The 16,084-nt window shown below is 73.5% G+C and carries 12 protein-coding genes; 6 read left to right on the top strand and 6 right to left on the bottom strand.

Annotation, left to right across the window (positions count from 1 at the left end; all coding sequences use genetic code 11):
- Window positions 1–16: 16 nt before the first annotated feature.
- Window positions 17–964: a LysR family transcriptional regulator gene (locus QSK45_RS16185; protein ID WP_285557396.1), complete on the bottom strand. Its 948-nt coding sequence runs from the start codon at window positions 962–964 to the stop codon at window positions 17–19.
- A gap of 121 nt (window positions 965–1,085) precedes the next feature.
- Between QSK45_RS16185 and QSK45_RS16180 the strand changes: the two genes are divergently transcribed.
- Window positions 1,086–2,345, top strand: coding sequence for an MFS transporter (locus QSK45_RS16180; RefSeq protein WP_285557393.1), 1,260 nt, complete (start codon window positions 1,086–1,088; stop codon window positions 2,343–2,345).
- Here the strand turns inward: QSK45_RS16180 and QSK45_RS16175 are convergent.
- Window positions 2,281–2,751 carry a universal stress protein gene (locus tag QSK45_RS16175; protein ID WP_285557391.1) on the bottom strand — a complete coding sequence of 157 codons (471 nt, stop codon included), beginning with the start codon at window positions 2,749–2,751 and terminating at the stop codon, window positions 2,281–2,283. The genes QSK45_RS16180 and QSK45_RS16175 overlap by 65 nt on opposite strands.
- A gap of 103 nt (window positions 2,752–2,854) precedes the next feature.
- Here QSK45_RS16175 and lysX point away from each other — a divergent pair, with 103 nt between their 5' ends.
- Window positions 2,855–6,112, top strand: a complete 3,258-nt coding sequence (gene lysX, locus QSK45_RS16170) for a bifunctional lysylphosphatidylglycerol synthetase/lysine--tRNA ligase LysX (protein ID WP_285557389.1) — start codon at window positions 2,855–2,857, stop codon at window positions 6,110–6,112.
- Here the strand turns inward: lysX and QSK45_RS16165 are convergent.
- On the bottom strand, window positions 6,066–7,511 hold the full coding sequence (locus QSK45_RS16165) for an MFS transporter (protein WP_285557387.1): 1,446 nt from the start codon (window positions 7,509–7,511) through the stop codon (window positions 6,066–6,068). The two genes, lysX and QSK45_RS16165, sit on opposite strands and share 47 nt — an antisense overlap.
- Before the next feature lie 199 nt (window positions 7,512–7,710).
- Here QSK45_RS16165 and QSK45_RS16160 point away from each other — a divergent pair, with 199 nt between their 5' ends.
- The gene (locus QSK45_RS16160) at window positions 7,711–8,553 is read left to right on the top strand and encodes a polysaccharide deacetylase family protein (RefSeq protein ID WP_285557384.1); all 843 of its coding nucleotides are present in this window, start codon (window positions 7,711–7,713) and stop codon (window positions 8,551–8,553) included.
- Between the two features lie 64 nt (window positions 8,554–8,617).
- Here the strand turns inward: QSK45_RS16160 and QSK45_RS16155 are convergent, their stop codons facing one another.
- Window positions 8,618–9,217 carry a class F sortase gene (locus tag QSK45_RS16155; protein ID WP_285557698.1) on the bottom strand — a complete coding sequence of 200 codons (600 nt, stop codon included), beginning with the start codon at window positions 9,215–9,217 and terminating at the stop codon, window positions 8,618–8,620.
- Window positions 9,218–9,644: 427 nt separating this feature from the next.
- Here QSK45_RS16155 and QSK45_RS16150 point away from each other — a divergent pair, with 427 nt between their 5' ends.
- Entirely contained in the window at window positions 9,645–10,652 is a 1,008-nt protein-coding gene (locus QSK45_RS16150) for a hypothetical protein (protein ID WP_285557382.1), read from the top strand.
- Between the two features lie 128 nt (window positions 10,653–10,780).
- Here the strand turns inward: QSK45_RS16150 and QSK45_RS16145 are convergent, their stop codons facing one another.
- Together QSK45_RS16145 and QSK45_RS16140 are read right to left on the bottom strand one after the other, a co-directional pair.
- Window positions 10,781–11,545: a bestrophin-like domain gene (locus QSK45_RS16145; RefSeq protein WP_285557381.1), complete on the bottom strand. Its 765-nt coding sequence runs from the start codon at window positions 11,543–11,545 to the stop codon at window positions 10,781–10,783.
- A 31-nt stretch (window positions 11,546–11,576) separates the two neighbouring features.
- Window positions 11,577–12,338: a hypothetical protein gene (locus QSK45_RS16140; RefSeq protein ID WP_285557380.1), complete on the bottom strand. Its 762-nt coding sequence runs from the start codon at window positions 12,336–12,338 to the stop codon at window positions 11,577–11,579.
- A 412-nt stretch (window positions 12,339–12,750) separates the two neighbouring features.
- Between QSK45_RS16140 and QSK45_RS16135 the strand changes: the two genes are divergently transcribed.
- Together QSK45_RS16135 and QSK45_RS16130 are read left to right on the top strand one after the other, a co-directional pair.
- Window positions 12,751–13,563 (top strand): SAM-dependent methyltransferase, encoded by an 813-nt coding sequence (locus QSK45_RS16135; RefSeq protein ID WP_285557378.1) that lies wholly within the window; start codon window positions 12,751–12,753, stop codon window positions 13,561–13,563.
- A complete protein-coding gene (locus tag QSK45_RS16130; protein WP_285557376.1) occupies window positions 13,560–15,701 on the top strand; it encodes a putative bifunctional diguanylate cyclase/phosphodiesterase in 2,142 nt (713 codons plus the stop codon). Before QSK45_RS16135 ends, QSK45_RS16130 begins: the two co-directional genes overlap by 4 nt.
- The last annotated feature ends 383 nt before the right edge of the window (window positions 15,702–16,084 follow it).

The raw sequence follows: 16,084 nt of genomic DNA, 5'->3' as shown, positions 1-16,084 counted from the left end.
GCCGGATCATGATGGCTCAGGGGTGCCCCGCTGGGAAGGCGCCACGCACGGCCCAGGCGGGGGTCCACGCGCGCGAGGACGGACGGGCGGCCGGCCGCTCGGAGAGATGGGCACGCAGCGCGGCGAGCGCCGGATGCGCGTTCGTCGCGTCCCACACCAGGGAGTGCGGGTAGACCGGTGTCGGGTCGGTGAGCGGGATCCGCCGCAGGTCGTGCCCCCGCGGCCAGACCAGCCGGATGCCCTCGGCGACCAGGGTGGCGAGCGAGGCGGAGCCGGCGAGCGTGTCGAGCAGCGCCTCCGAGCCGAAGTCGGGGCCCACCGAGTCGATGGTGAGCCCGAACTCGGCGGCGAGCGCCGTGTAATAGGCGGCCCACTCGGTGCCGGCCACGAGGCCCGGCATCCAGATCCGGTGCCCGGCCAGCTGCGCCGGGGTCACCGAACGGGCTCCGGCGAGCTGATGCCGCGGGCCGGTCAGCAGTTGCACCGGCTCGTCGAAGACCCGGGCCGCGCGCAGACCGCCGGGCAGCCGGGTGCGGACCGCGCGGAAGGTGGCGTCGACGGTGCCCGAGCGCACGGCGGCGACGGCCGTGTCCGCGTCGAACAGGGTCACCACGTCCAGGGCCGTCTCCGGGCGCGCCCGATGGAAGTCGCGCAGCAGGCCCGCGGGTCCGAGCCGGGCCCCGACCACGTCGACGCGCAGCGCCCGCCGCCCCGGCCGCACCGAGGCCGCGGCGCGCTCCTCGGCCAGCAGCAGCTCGCGGGCGTGCGGCAGGAACGCGCGCCCGTCGACGGTCGGTGCCGCCCCGCGCGCGGACCGGACGAACAGGCGTACCCCCAGCTCCTTCTCCAGTGCCGCGATCCGCTTGGAGACGGCCTGCTGGGTGATGCCGAGCACGGCCGACGCCTCCTGGAACTGCCCGGTGTCCGCGACGGTGACGAAGGTGCGCACGGCCTTGAGATCCACCCGGTCATCGTAGCCGCCGACCCACGTCGTACAACCGATGGTTGTGGCGCTCGTCGTCCTGGTTGTTTGATCCGCACCCCACCTGCCGGTTTTCATGTCCCCGGTCAACGGGAGGTTGTGGATGAGGCTGGGACGGCGGTTCGGGTGGCTGTGGGCCGCGTACGCGGTGAGTGCGCTCGGCACCTATCTCGCCTTCGACGCGTTCTCGGTGATCGCGGTCATCGCGCTGCACGCCGGGCCCGCCGAGGTCGCCCTGCTCGCCGCGACCGGGCCCGCCGTGGGCGCCGTACTGGCGGTGCCGCTCGGACCCTGGGTGGAGTTCCGGCGCAAGCGGCCGGTGATGATCGCCATGGACCTGGCCCGCTTCGCCGCGCTGCTGACCCTCCCCGTCGCCTACGCCCTCGGCGGGCTCGGCCTCGGCCAGGTGCTCGCCGTCTCCGTGATCGTCGCGGCGGCCGACATCACCTTCAACGCGGCCTCGGGCGCCTTCCTGAAGACGCTCCTTCCGGCCGACCGGCTCCTCACCGCGAACGCCCGGTTCGAGTCCACGAACTGGACAGCCCTCGTCCTCGGGCCGCCCCTGGGCGGCGCCGCGATCGGCCTCTTCGGCCCCCTGACGACCGTCATGGCGAACGCCGTCAGCTTCCTGCTGTCGGCCCTGGGCCTGCGGGCCGTCGGCGACGGCGAGCCGCACCCCGCACGCACCGGCGCCGCACGCCTGCGGGCCGCCGACCTGGTCGAGGGCTGGCGGCACATCCTCACCAGCGCGACCCTGCGGCCCCTGTTCTTCAACAACCTCGCGGCCAACGCCCTGATCATGGTCGCCGCACCCCAACTGGCCGTCCTGATGCTCGGCCCGCTCGGCTTCACGCCCTGGCAGTACGGCCTCGCCTTCGCCGTGCCCTGCCTCGGCGGCCTCCTCGGCGCACGGCTGGCACGCCCGTTGGTCGCCCGGTACGGGCAGCAGCCGGTGCTGCGCGCCGTGAGCACCCTGCGCGTCGTCTGGCCCCTCGGGCTGGCCTTCGTCCGGCCCGGACCGCCCGGCCTGCTGCTCGTGATGATCCTGGAGTTCGGGGTGATCACCTGCTCGGCCGTCTACAGCCCGGTGTACGCCACCCGCCGCCTGGAGCGCACCCCGAACGACCGGGTCGCCCGCACCCTGTCCGCCTGGTCGATCTCCGGCAAGGCCACCACGGCCGCGCTGACCGCCCTGTGGGGTCTGCTCGCGAGCCTCACGGGTCCGCGCACCGCCATCGCCGTCGCCGGAATCCTGCTGCTCTTCACCCCGCTGCTGCTCCTGCGCGAGCCCCGGGAGGCTACGGAACGACCGTCACCGGCCAGCGTCCCGCCTTCACCAGTCGCACCGCCACCGACCCGATGATCCGGTGCCCGGCCTGCTCCGAGGCGCCCACCACCACGGCGTCCGCCTTCAGCTCCTCGGCGGCCGTCACCAGTCCGGCGTAGGGGTCGCCGCGGAAGGTGTGGAACTCCCAGCGCACCTCGAATATCCCGCGGAGCCGCTCGGCCGCCTCCCGGATCTGCCCCACCAGGTCCTCGGCGATCTCGTCGGTCGTCTCCATCACCGGGGCCCCCAGGGCCGCACCGGCCGCCAGCACGGGCTGCACGTACACCACCGCCAGCAGCGCGCGCTGCCGTCGCGCCAGGCCGCTCGCGTACGCGGCGGCCCGCATCGAGGAGTCGGAGCCGTCCACCCCGACGAGGATCACCTTCGGCCCGTCCGTGCCCCGCTCGAACAGGTGCGCATGCTCTTCGTGCTGCTCCGTCACGTCCCGAGGCTATCGGAACGGTCGCTTCCCATGAACCGACGGGGCGCGTGGGCCTCACGCCTCGACGCGCGCGTCCCCCGCCCCCGTACCTACAGTCGGAACCATGACCGCCACCGCGGAGCCCGCCGCGCGTAGGGACGGCACGGGGGCGGGGCCCTCGGACGGCGGTGGGCGGCTTGGACGGGTGCCCGAGGCCTTCGGTGCGCTGTTCGCCGGGCTCGGGCTGCTGTGCGCGGCGATCGCGCTCGTGGAGCCGCTGCGGCGGGTGCTGCGTCCGCTCGTCCGGGGCGTCGACCTGCTGCTGGTCCCCATCAGCGCCAACCTCGCCTACGCCGTCTTCCTGTTCCTGCTGGCCGGCGCCACCGCCGCCCGCAAGAAGGTCGCCTGGTGGCTGGTCGTCGTCTATCTGGGCCTGGTCGTCCTCACCGACGCGCTCGGCCTCGCCCTCGGCCTGTACGCCCAGTCGCTGCCCTCCCTCGTCCTGTGCGGTCTGCTGCTGATCGTGCTGCTCGTGGCCCGCCGCGAGTTCTACGCCGCCTCCCGCCGCGGCGCGGTGTGGCGGGCCCTCGCCGTCCTGCTCGCCGGGCTCGCCGTCGCGATCCTGCTCGGCTGGGGCCTGGTCCTGCTCTTCCCCGGCACCCTCCCGGCCGGCCAGCACCTGGCCTGGGCGGCCGACCGGGTGTGCGGTGGCCTCGTCTCCAGCAGTTCCTTCGCCGGGCACCCGCCCCGCGAGGTCACCTTCGTGCTCGGCCTGCTCGGCGCGCTCGCCCTCCTCAACGCCGCCGCCACGCTGTTTCGGTCCCAGCGCCTGGAGGCCGCGCTGCACGGCGACGAGGAGGCCCGCATCCGCGCCCTGCTCAAGGCGTACGGCGAGCGCGACTCCCTCGGCTACTTCGCCACCCGCCGCGACAAGGCCGTCGTCTTCTCGCCCAGCGGCAAGGCCGCCGTCACCTACCGCGTCGAGGCCGGGGTGTGCCTCGCCAGCGGTGACCCCGTCGGCGACCCGGAGGCCTGGCCGCACGCCATCGCCGCCTGGCTGGACCTGGCCCGCCGCTACGCCTGGGCACCCGCCGTGATGGGCGCGTCCGAGGACGGCGCGCGCGCCTACGCCCGCGCGGGACTCGGCGCCCTCCAGCTCGGCGACGAGGCGATCGTGCACGTCGCCGGGTTCGATCTGGGCGGCCGGGACATGCGCGTCACCCGGCAGGCCGTGCACCGCGTCCGCCGCACCGGCGCCACCTGCCGCATCCGCCGCCACGCCACCCTCGGCGAACGGGAGATGGAGGAGATCGTCGACAAGGCCGACGCCTGGCGCGACACGGAGACCGAGCGCGGCTTCTCCATGGCCCTGGACCGGCTCGGCGACCCCGCCGACGGCGACTGCCTGCTCGTGGAGGCCTGCGGCGAGGACCGCCGGCTCCTCGCGCTGCTCTCCTTCGTGCCCTGGGGCACCGACGGCGTCTCCCTGGACCTGATGCGCCGCGACCGCGCCGCGCCCAACGGCGTGATGGAGTTCATGGTCACCGAACTGTGTGCCGCCGCTCCCCGGTTGGGCATCCGCAGGATCTCGCTGAACTTCGCGGTCTTCCGCTCGGTCTTCGAGGAGGGCGCCCGGATCGGCGCCGGACCCGTCCTGCGGCTCTGGCGCCGACTGCTGCTGTTCTTCTCCCGCTGGTGGCAACTGGAGGCCCTCTACCGCTCCAACGCCAAGTACCACCCCGAGTGGTACCCGCGCTTCATCTGCTACGGCGAGACAGCCTCCCTCGCCCGCATCGGCCTGGCCTCCGGCATCGCCGAGGGCTTCGTCCCCGTACCGTCGCTGCGCACCCTGTGGGGAAAGGGCCGACGGGCGACCGGCCCGCGGCCCGCGCCCCCGCTCCCGCCGCGCGCGACCGCGCCCGCCCCCGGCCCCGCCGCCCCGGACGCGGGCCTGCCCGACCAGATCCGCGTCCGCCGGCGCAAACTCGACCGCCTGCGCGCCACCGGCACCGACCCCTACCCCGTCGGCGTCCGGCCCCCCACCCATGCCCTCGCCGACGTCCCGCCCGGCGCCGACGTCACCGTCGCCGGACGGATCATGCTCGTCCGCGACCTCGGCGGCATCGCCTTCGCCGTGCTGCGCGACTGGTCCGGCGACCACCAGATCGCCCTCACCCGCGACCGCTGCGGCGCCGCCCTCGACCGCTTCACCACCGACGCCGACATCGGCGACCACATCACCGTCAGCGGAGCGAGCGGCCTCAGCGACCGGGGCGAGCCCACCGTCTTCGCCACCTCCTGGCAGCTCACCGGCAAGTGCCTGCGCCCGCTGCCCGACAAGCGCCGTGGCCTGACCGACCCCGAGGCCAGGGTCCGCCTGCGCCACCTCGACCTGGTCACCCGGCCCGCCGCCCGTGCGGTGCTGCGCGCCCGCTCCGCCGCCGTGGGAGCGCTGCGCCAGGGCCTGCTGGACCGCGGCTTCGTCGAGGTCGAGACCCCGGTGCTCCAGCAGATCCACGGCGGGGCCAACGCCCGGCCCTTCACCACCCACGGCAACGCCTACGACCTCGACCTGTACCTGCGCATCGCCCCCGAGCTGTACCTCAAACGCCTGTGCGTCGGCGGCCTGGAGAAGGTCTTCGAGCTCGGCCGCACCTTCCGCAACGAGGGCGTATCGCCCAAGCACAACCCCGAGTTCACCATGCTGGAGGCCTATCAGGCGTACGCCGACTACGACGTCATGCTCGACCTCGCCCGCGAACTGGTCCAGGGCGCCGCCACCGCCGTCCACGGTGCCCCGGTGGCCCACCGGCACGGCGAGGAGTACGACATCTCCGGGCACTGGCCGGTGAAGACCGTGTACGGCGCCCTGTCCGAGGCCCTGGGCGAGGAGATCGGCCCCGGCACCGAACTGCTGCGCCTGCACCGGCTGTGCGACCGCGCGTCCGTGCCGTACACCGCCGACGACGGCCCCGCCGACATCGCCCTGGAGATGTACGAGCGGCTGGTCGAGGAGCGCACCCGACTGCCCACCTTCTACAAGGACTTCCCGACCGCCGTCTCCCCGCTGACGCGGCAGCACCGCGCGGACCCGCGGCTCGCCGAGCGGTGGGACCTCGTCGCCTTCGGCATGGAACTCGGCACCGCGTACTCCGAGTTGACCGATCCCGTCGAGCAACGCCGCAGGCTCACCGAGCAGTCGCTGCGGGCGGCCGGCGGGGACCCGGAGGCCATGGAACTCGACGAGGACTTCCTCCAGGCCCTCGACTACGCGATGCCCCCGACCGGCGGCCTCGGCGTAGGCGTCGACCGGCTCGTCATGTTCCTCACCGGCCTCACGATCCGGGAGACCCTGCCGTTCCCGCTGGTGCGCCGCCGCTGAGCCCCGGCTCGGGCTCCGGCTCCGGGGCCGGCGTGATCCGGGTCAGGGTCAGCAGCGCGACCACCATCGCGGCCAGGGACAACGCCACACCCAGCTGGAAACAGTCGTGCGCGCCGTGCGCCAGGTACGACCGGTACGCCTTGATGTCGGTCATCCGGGAGGACGACTCCTGCTGCACGGCCACGACGATGCCGGGGAACAGCGACACCCCCAGCCCCGCGCCCAACTGCCGGGAGGAGTTCAGGCCCTGCGGCAGGGCACCGCTGCCCGAGCGGGCGAAGCCCACCGGCAGCGCGAGCACCCCGCAGCCGAACGCGACCAGCAGCAGCGGCGGCACCACAGCGCCGAAACCGGCGGCGCCGCGCAGGCTCAGCACCAGGAACCCGACGGCCGCCACGGCGCAGGCACCGGCCACCGTGATCCCGACCCCGATCCGCGCCGCGAGCACGGGCAGCACCAGCCACCCGAGGGCGATCCCGGCGACGGCCGGCAGCATGGCCCAGCCGACCTGCACCGGGGACATGTCACCGAGCAGCTGGAGTGCGAGCGAGAGGATGTACAACAGCCCGGCCAGGCACGTCGCCACCAGCGCCACCACCGTGTACGCGCCGACCGCGGCCCGCTCCCGGTACAGCCGCGCGAACAGCTCCGGCATGCGCTCGCCCCGGCCCACCCAGGCCAGCACCGAGGGCAGCAGCGCGCCGGCCACCGCGATCAGGACGACCGTCTCCAAGGACACGCTGTGGTTGCCGAGCCAGTCGGCGAACCACGCCAGGAACCCCAGGGGCACCACCCACTGGGCGGCCCTGCCCACCCGGCGCGCGCCGTCGGGCACCGGCGTGGTCTCGGTGAGCACCAGCGGGGTCAGCACCAGAAGCACCGCCGAGGCCGCGGCCTGCACCCAGAAGGCCGTCTCGGTGTCGCCCGTCAGGTCCAGCAGCAGAACGGCCGGCAGCAGCACCGCGGGCAGCGCGGCGGCGACGACCGCGAAATGCACGTTCAGCGCCCGGTCCCGGACCGGCCCCGCCGGGTGCGCGGCGTCGATCAGCGCCAGCGCGCCCGCCGTGATCATCGCCGCCGCGACGCCCTGCACCGCCCGCGCACCCAGCAGCAGCGAGGCGTCGGAGGTCACCCCGGGCACCGCGGCGGCCAGCGTCGACAGGACGAGTCCCGCCGTCAGCACACGCCGCTGACCGAACGCCTCACCGAGCGCCGCCGCGAGCGCGGGCAGCGCGGCGAAGCACACGCTGTACACGGTCACCAGCCAGGTCAGGCCCGAGACGCTCAGACCCGCCCGCGCCATGAGCCACGGCAGGCCCATGGTGAACATGGTGGTGTCGAAGACCACCAACACCTGGGCCACGGCCAGCAGCACCACCGCCGGCCCGCTGCGCCGCATCCGGCCCGCTCCCCCTGACGACGCCAACTCGGCTCGCTCCCCCGCTTGTTGTCGTGACGATGTCCGTGCCGAATGAAGGACTACCAGAGACCCCTTCGGGGTTCCACCGGACTTCCACTGTGGTCCGACCGGGTGGAAAACCGCCCGCACACCCGTGCCGTTACGGTGCGGCGACCCCTTGTGGGGCGACTGATGAGTCATGCAGAAAGATCAGTTGTTCACACGCCGTCGCATGCTCCTCGCCGGGGCAGCCGCTCTGGGAGCCGCGGGCACGGCGGGACTCGTCGTGGCGGGTGACGGCGAGGAGGCCGCGCGGCCCCCCGGCCCCGCGCCCGTCCCCGGCCCCCAGGCCCGTCAGGCGCCCCTGAAATCCTCCGCCTTCCGCCTCCAGCCGCTGACCGGCGGCGGCCCGCCGCGCTCCGTGCCGCGCAGGCCGAGGGTGCGCACGGAACCGATTTTCCGGATCTCCGAACGCGGCCGGCAGATGATGCTGACCTTCGACGACGGTCCCAACCCCGACTACACCCCGCACATCCTGGACACCCTCGCCAAGCACGACGTACGGGCGATGTTCTTCCTGTGCGGCGAGTGCGTCGAGGCCAACCGGCACCTGGTGGCCCGGATGGCCGAGGAGGGGCACGTCGTCGGCAACCACACCTGGACGCACCCCCTGCTGACCACCCTCGACCGCGGGGAGATCAAGTCCGAGATGGAGCGCACCAGCGACATCATCGAGGCCAGCTACGGCGAGCGCCCGCAGTGGTTCCGTGCCCCCTACGGAGCCTGGAACCGGGCCGCGTTCCAACTGGGCGCCGAGATGGGGATGGAGCCGATGGCCTGGACCGTCGACACCACCGACTGGGACACGCCCGGCACCGACGTCATCATCGAGCGGGTGGAGAGCGGCGCCGCGCCGGGCGTGGTCGTCCTCTCGCACGACGCCGGGGGCGACCGTTCGCAGACCGTGGAGGCCATTCAGGAGTGGCTGCCGTACCTGCTCGACAGCGGCTATCGCCTCACGGTGCCGAGCCGGCGCGTCTGACGCCTTCCCGGGACCGTCCGGGCCGCCTTTCGGGAGACCTCTCAGCCCGCCGGGCCGCGGTGGTTCAGGTGACCGCGACCAGGCGGGCGAAGACGACGACGTTGCCGTCGTAGCCGTTCTGCTTCGAGAAACCGCCGCCGCAGGTGATGACGCGCAGCTCCGGCGCGCCCTTCGAGCCGTACACCCGGTCGCCGGGGAAGCCGGCCTTGGAGAAGACCTCGACACCGTAGATCTCGAACACCACCGTCCTGCCGTCCTTGCGCAGGACCTCGACGCGGTTGCCCTTCCTCAGGGCCCCGAGGCCGTAGAACACGGCGGGGCCCTGCTGGTTGTCGACGTGGCCGACGATGACCGAGGTGCCCTTCTCGCCGGGGGAGACCGCGCCGGTGAACCAGCCCGCCAGACCGGGGTCCTCGGGCGGCGGCGCGCTCACCGCGCCGGTCGCGTCCAGGCCGACGGGCGTGACCGGCGCGTCCACGTGGATCGCCGGGATCCGCACCCGGTCCGCGGCGGAGAACGGCAGCGCGACGGGTGCGGTGGACAGGGGCGTCCGCGGGGCCCGGGTGTCGGGGGCGGCGGCCGAGGCGGGCTGCGGCGGGCCGACGTCGAACTCGCCCGAGCCGTTGCGGATGAGCGCCAATCCGGAGAGCAGCAGCAGCGCCATCACGCCCCACGGGGCGCGCCGCCGGCGCCGTTCGGCGTCGTCCTCGTCCTCATCGACGAGCCGGGCCGGCGGGTACAGCCGTGGCGCGGACACGCGCCATCCCGTCTCGAAGCGTCGGTCGTCCCCTGCGTTGCGCATGGGAAAAAACTAAGTCCCGCGCACCGGCCCGGCGACGGGCCGAGTGGCGAACGGGTGGCCCCGCACCCTCGTGGTGCGCCATCCGAGTTGCCGTTCCCAGGAATTTTCTGACGGTCCGTGACCTGCGGCTATATCGGATTGTCAGGTTGTCGTGCGGGGTGTCGGATCATCCGGACGGACCATTCTCGACATGCGGGCGTGTTCCGCGCGCCCGAGGGTCTTTGCTGGGAGGTGCTTTCTCGCCGATCGACCGGGGACGGGCCCCGGGGTGCCTTCCGCGGAGGATCACATGCGAAACCAACGCGCCCTGGCGGCCGCGTGCACCGCGGTGGCCGTGCTCGGGCTCGCCGCCCCCGTGGCCGTCGCGGACGGCATGGGCAACGGGGGCGGCACCACGGGAGGCACGGGCACGGGGACCATCGTCGGTCCGGGTACCGGCGTCGGCAACTTCGGGAACGGGAACGGGAACTTCGGAATCGGTGGCGTGGGTGGCGGGGGCGGGAACGGCGGAGGCGGAAACGGTGGGGGCGTGGGCGGCGGGGGCGGGAACGGGGGCGGGAACTTCGGCAACGGAAACGGGAACGGAAACGGCAACTTCGGGAACGGCAACTTCGGGAACGGGAACGGGAACGGGAATTTCAACGGGAACGGGGGCTTCAACGGGAACGGCCGTTTCGAAGGCCGTTTCAACGGCGTGATCAGCGGCAACGGCCGGATCAGCAGCAACGGCCGGGGCGACGACAACGGCAGAGGCGGGAACGGCCGGGGCGACGAGTTCGGCAACGGGCGCGGCGACGACTTCGGCAATGGGCGCGGCGACGACTTCGGCAACGGACGCGGCGACGACTTCGGCCCCGGTGACAACGGCCTCGGCGGTGATGTCGGCGGCGACCACTTCGGCGGGCTGCGCATCATCGCCGTCACGCCGAGCGTGGTCGCGGCCGGCGGTCGGCTGACCGTCACCGTGCAGGGGTGCCGGCGCGGCGGGGAGATGGCCTCCCGCGCCTTCCGCACCGCTCCTCTGACACCGTTCCGCGACGACGTCTCACGAGGCGTCGTCTACATCAACCGCAACGCGCGCGCGGGCCGGTACGACATCTCCGTCCGCTGCGACGGCCGCACCATCACCCGGCCCCGGGCCTTCACGGTGATCGGCGGCGTCAACGGCGGGCTCGGCGGCAGCAGGACCAGTGGCGCGACGACGGCCGACATGGCCATCGGCGGCGGCCTGGTCGGCATGGCCCTGATCGGCGGCGGGGCCTACTGGCTGCGCCGCAGGGGCGAGCGGCGGGCCTGATCCCGTAGGGAGGACCCACGGAGGCAGACCTCTGAGGGAAGAGCCCTGAGAGGGACCCTCCGGCCGGGAGAACCCCGAGGACGCCCGGACCGGCGGCCGCCGTGCGCGGCCCGCCGGTCCGGGATCGTTCAGCCTGTGACGCCCGGGAACAGATTGAGGAACGGTTCGGCGGTCACCGCGATGCCCCGGCTGTACGGGGAGTCGAGGTCCCAGATCAGGAACAGCATGAAGGCGATGGTCGCGGAGAACAGCCCGGCCAGCACCAGCTCCCTCGCGGTGCGCCGGATCTGGAGCGCGAACACCATGCCGACGGTGACCACCGCCCCGGTGAGCAGCCCCCACCACACCACCGACGGCATGGTGGCGCCCGTGGAGTCGGCCCGCGCGTTGCGCGCCTGGTCCGCGGCGGCCATCTGGTCCAGCAGTGGCTGGTAGGCCTGTGCCTCGAAGTCGTTCTTCGGCTGGTAGTCGGTGACGTCCTGGCGGACCTTCTGCAACAGCGCGGTCCCGCGGTCGGTGACGCGCTCCTCGCGGGCCATCGTGGACCACTCGGTGTGCACGACGTAGCTGACATAGGAGTTGACATCGGCCCGGACGAGGTCCCGGGTCCCCGGCGGATAGACGCGCACCCGCTCCGAGATCTCGTGCAGCGCCTGCGCCTCGGACTGCACGTGGTCATGGGCGGAGCTGCGCGCCTCCCACACGCCCGCGATGGCCAGACCCAGGACGATCGCGTACACGACGCCGATCCACATCGTCATGTACTCGATGACGTCGGGGGTCTCGTTGGGGTCCTCGTCCTCGGGTGCCCGCCGGTGCCGTACGAAGGTCACGAGGACCACCACGGCACAGGCCCCCAGCATCCCGAGGACGAGAACAAGCCAATCCGACAACGGATACCTCCAGAGGTGAGCGGCCCGATGGTCAGCGCGGGCGCAGGGCCACGACGGCGACGATCGCGGGTACGGCGATGAGCAGGACGTAGGTGACGGGCGCGGTGCGGCCCGGCGCGGGCCCGGCGGCCGGACGCGGGTGGTACGCCGGGTAGCTCACCGGGGTCACCGCGGGCCTCGGCGCGGGCGCGGGCCTCGGCTTCGGGGCCGGTACGGGCGTCGGCGCGGGCGGGGGAGTGGGCGCGGGCACGGGCCGGGGCACCCGGGCGGGCGGCGCGGGTTCCGGCGTGGGCCGCGGTTCGGGCGTCGGCGTCGGAGGCGGCGTCAGGGTGGGCGTGGGTGTCGGCGTCGGCGTCGGTGTGGGCGTCGGCTCGGGCGGGCACGGCGGCGGGGGCGGCGGTGGGCAGTGCCGGGGCGGCGGGAACGGGTGGTGGTGCGGGGGTGCCGGCCGGTGGCGGTGGCCGCCGGAGAGGACCACCGTGGCATCACCCGCCACGAGCGAGCCACCGCCCGCCGCGACTGAAGTACCGCTCGCGGAGACCGGGGCACCGCCGGCGGAGACCGGGGCACCGCCGGCGGCGGTCCAGGCGTCACCCGTGACGGCCGGGGAGCCGGCGCCCGTGGCGACCGTCACTGAGGCGTCGCCCGCCGAGGCCACCGCCGCCGTGCCGTCCGGGCCCGCGGAGGCGTACGCGCAGGCGTCGGCCGACGCCGGGCCGGCCGGGCATCCCGCCAGGGCGCAGCCCAGCACCAGCAGGGCCAACACCCTGGGGACGGAGGCGCGTCGGGTCACGTGGAGTCCATGCACGCGGAGATCATGAGGCGCACGGCACGGCCGTAACCGGGAGTGCGCCGGTATTGGTCCGAAGGGGGGATAAAGCCGATCGGTGGTTTGACGATCGGATGAGTCCGACATGGCCGAAAAGACATCCTCCTGCGTTCCTCGGTCCGTGCGAAGGCGCCGCCCGGCCGTCAAATGGAGAGCCGCGCGAGGTGTCACCCGTCCCGATGGCGTGGGGTGGACGGCGGTCGACGGGATTCCCGGCGCAGGGCGTCACCGAGCGGGGTCGGCCGGGCACTTGCCGCAGGCAGTGACCGGGAACGGATGGTCAATTTCCGGTTCGGGTCGCTCCTTTGGCGGGCGATCAGTAGCCTCTGCTCGAACACCGGATCGCCTACATCCACGTCCCCGCCTTGGAGAGATAATGGAGCGTCCCGCCTGGGCCCCACGCAGCATCGACATCTCGGTGCCGAGCGTCTCGCGCATCTACGACTACTACCTGGGCGGTTCGCACAACTTCGAGGTCGACCGGGAGGCCGCCCGCAAGGCCATGGACTTCATGCCGGGGCTGCCCAAGACGATGCAGGCCAACCGGGCTTTCCTGCGCCGGGCCGTGCGCTTCGCCGCGCGGGAGGGCATCACCCAGTTCCTCGACATCGGCTCGGGCATCCCGACGTACGGCAACGTCCACGAGATCGCCCAGTCCGCCGCCCCCGGCGCCCACGTCGTCTACGTCGACCACGACCCCGTCGCCGTCGCGCACAGCCAGGCGGTACTCGCGGGCAACGACACCGCGGACGTGGCCGCCGCGGACCTGCGCAGGCCGCAGGAGATCCTCGAAAGCCCCGAAGTGCGGCGGCTGATCGACCTGAACCGGCCAGTCGCCCTCCTCCTCGTTGCCATACTGCACTTCGTGGAAGACGCGGACGACCCCTACGGGGCGGTGGCGGAGCTGCGCGACGCGCTCGCGCCCGGCAGCATGCTGATCCTCACCCATGCCTCGTACGAGGGAATCCCCGTGTCCGCGGAGCGGGCCGAGGGCGCGGTGGACGTATACAGGGACATTCGCAACCCGCTGATCATGCGCTCGCGCGACGAGGTCGCGCGGTTCTTCGAGGGGTACGACATGGTGGAACCCGGACTGGTGCCGTTGCCGCTCTGGCGCCCGGAATCGGCGCCCGAGGACGAGGACCCGTTCGCCTTCGCCGGATATGCCGGCGTGGGGCGTACGGCGTGAGCGCGGAGCCGGACGGGCCGGAGGACAGACTGCGCCGGCTGACGACGATCTGGAGCCGGGCGCTGTACCCGGTGGCCTCGACGTCGCGCACCCGCGCCGAGTTCGAGGAACAACTCCTTCCGCTCGCACGCCGGTTGAGCGAGCTGTTGTCGGCCCGCAGCTTCGACGCGGACGCGGCGAAGGCGGTCGGGGCCGCCCTGGTCGAGGCGCACTGCACCGACCCCGAGGCGCTCTCGCGCACCCTGGACTGCGTGGACGCCTACCTGGTGCTCTACTGCGGCGGGGACGGCCCCCAGGACGAACTGCGCATGCGTTCCTCGCGGTTGCAGCACGCCATGGCCGCGGGCTACGCGCACGCGCTGCGCGGACGCACCCTCGCCGAGCAGGAGTCCATCGCCCAGGCGGCGTTGCGCGCCCAGGGCGTGGTGGCGCAGGCGCTGCACGCGAGCGAGGCCCGGTTCCGCGCGGTCTTCGAGGGCGCCGCCATAGGCATCGGTATCGCCGATCTCGACGGCCACATCCTCCAGGTCAACGAGGCCCTGCTGCGCATGTTCGGGCTCACCCAGAACGCGCTGCGCGGCCGCCGGGTGCAGGACTGGACGCACCCCGAGGACGCCCCGCAGACCTGGCGGCTCTACGACGAACTGGTCCGCGGCGAACGCGAGCACTACCACCTGGAGAAGGCCTTCAACAGGCCCGACGGCACGGTGCTGTGGACCAACCTCACGGTCTCCCTGCTGCGCGACGCCGACGGCAGACCGCAGTACCAGCTGGCGCTGATGGAGGACACCACCGAACGCCGGCTGCTGAACCTGCGGCTGCGGTACGAGGCGACGCACGACGCGCTCACCGGCCTGCCCAACCGCACCCTGTTCTTCGAGCGGTTGGAGAAGGTCCTCGCGGCCGGGGACGGCCAGCGCTTCGGGCTGTGCTACCTCGACCTGGACGGCTTCAAGACCATCAACGACAGCCTGGGCCACGCGGCCGGCGACCGGCTCCTGGTGGAGGTCGCCGACCGCCTCCAGTCCTGCGCCACCGCGCCCGGCGAGATGGTCGCCCGGCTCGGCGGCGACGAGTTCGTGGCGCTGACCACCGGACCCGGCACGGAGCGTGCCGTGGACGAGCTGGCCGAGCGCATCATGAACGCGCTGGTCACGCCGATCAGCATCGACGGCCGGGACCTGCTGGTGCGCGGCAGCCTCGGCATCGTGGAGGGCCCGGCGGGTGAACGCACCGCCGCCGAGGTGCTGCGCAGCGCCGACATCACCATGTACCGGGCCAAGTCGGCCGGCGGCAACCGCGCCGAGCTGGCCGACCCGGAGGCGGACGCCCGCGCCATCACCCGGCACGGCCTGACCACGGCCCTGCCGACCGCCCTGGAACGCGGCGAGTTCTTCATCGAGTACCAGCCGCTGGTGCACCTCGGCGACGGCAGCGTGCGCGGCGCCGAGGCGCTGGTGCGCTGGCTGCACCCGCAGCACGGTGTGCTCGGCCCCGACCGCTTCATCCCGCTCGCCGAGCACACCGGCCTCATCGTCCCGCTCGGCCGCTGGGTCCTGGAGGAGTCGATCCGGCAGGCCCGCGCCTGGCGGGAGCGGCACGGCGGCCAGGACGCCGGGCCGCTGCGGATCAACGTCAACCTGTCGCCGTGCCAGCTCAGCCACCCCCGCCTGGTCCAGGACACGGTGGAGATCCTCGAAAGCGCGGGCGTCACCCCCGACGCCCTGTGCCTGGAGGTCACCGAGTCCGCGCTCATCGGTGCCGACGACGATCTGCTCAAACCCCTGCGCAGACTCGCCGAGATGGGCGTGGACATCGCCCTGGACGACTTCGGCACCGGCTACTCGAACCTGGCCAACCTGCGCCGCCTCCCGGTGAGCGTCCTCAAACTCGACCGCTCCTTCACCCAGGGCATGCAGCAGTTCCCCGCGGACCCCGTCGACCTGAAGATCGTCGAGGGCATCGTCACCCTCGCGCACAGCCTCGACCTCGCCGTCACCGTCGAGGGCGTCGAGACCGGCGCCCAGGCCGAACAACTCCGTGTCCTGGGCTGCGATACGGCCCAGGGCTGGTACTACGCCCGCCCGGGTCCACCGGAGCGGCTGCACGATCTGGCGCTGGCGGACGCGACGGGATGACGCGGCCGCCCCGGCAGCGGGCAAGGGGCACATGAGGCGCGGCCGCGGCCCCCGGAAGCGGCGCGTCTCACGCGGTCGCACGTGGGGCGCCCGGCCGAAACGGTGTGCGGTGGCGCGTCCTTCCGCGCCATCGTGTCCCGCGGCGGCGCGGAAGCGGCGGGGGGCAAGCCGGATCGGCGAGGCGGCGACGGGCCCCGGCCGGGCATCCGTGCGCGGCCAGGTGCCTCCCCGCCCCCGCCCCGTCCGTTCGTTGTGAGCCTTGACCGGACCCGTCGTGTGCGGCGGCCTCCCGAGGCGGCCGCCCACTGCCCGCTCGGCTGGAACGCCCCCGGCCGCCGGCGTCGTCCCGGCGGGGACGACGCACCGCCGCCACGCCCCCGGTC

Origin of the sequence: Streptomyces hygroscopicus subsp. hygroscopicus, from assembly GCF_030269125.1 — a bacterium.
Taxonomy (GTDB): domain Bacteria; phylum Actinomycetota; class Actinomycetes; order Streptomycetales; family Streptomycetaceae; genus Streptomyces; species Streptomyces hygroscopicus_C.
This window is presented reverse-complemented; position numbering and strand designations above follow the sequence as displayed.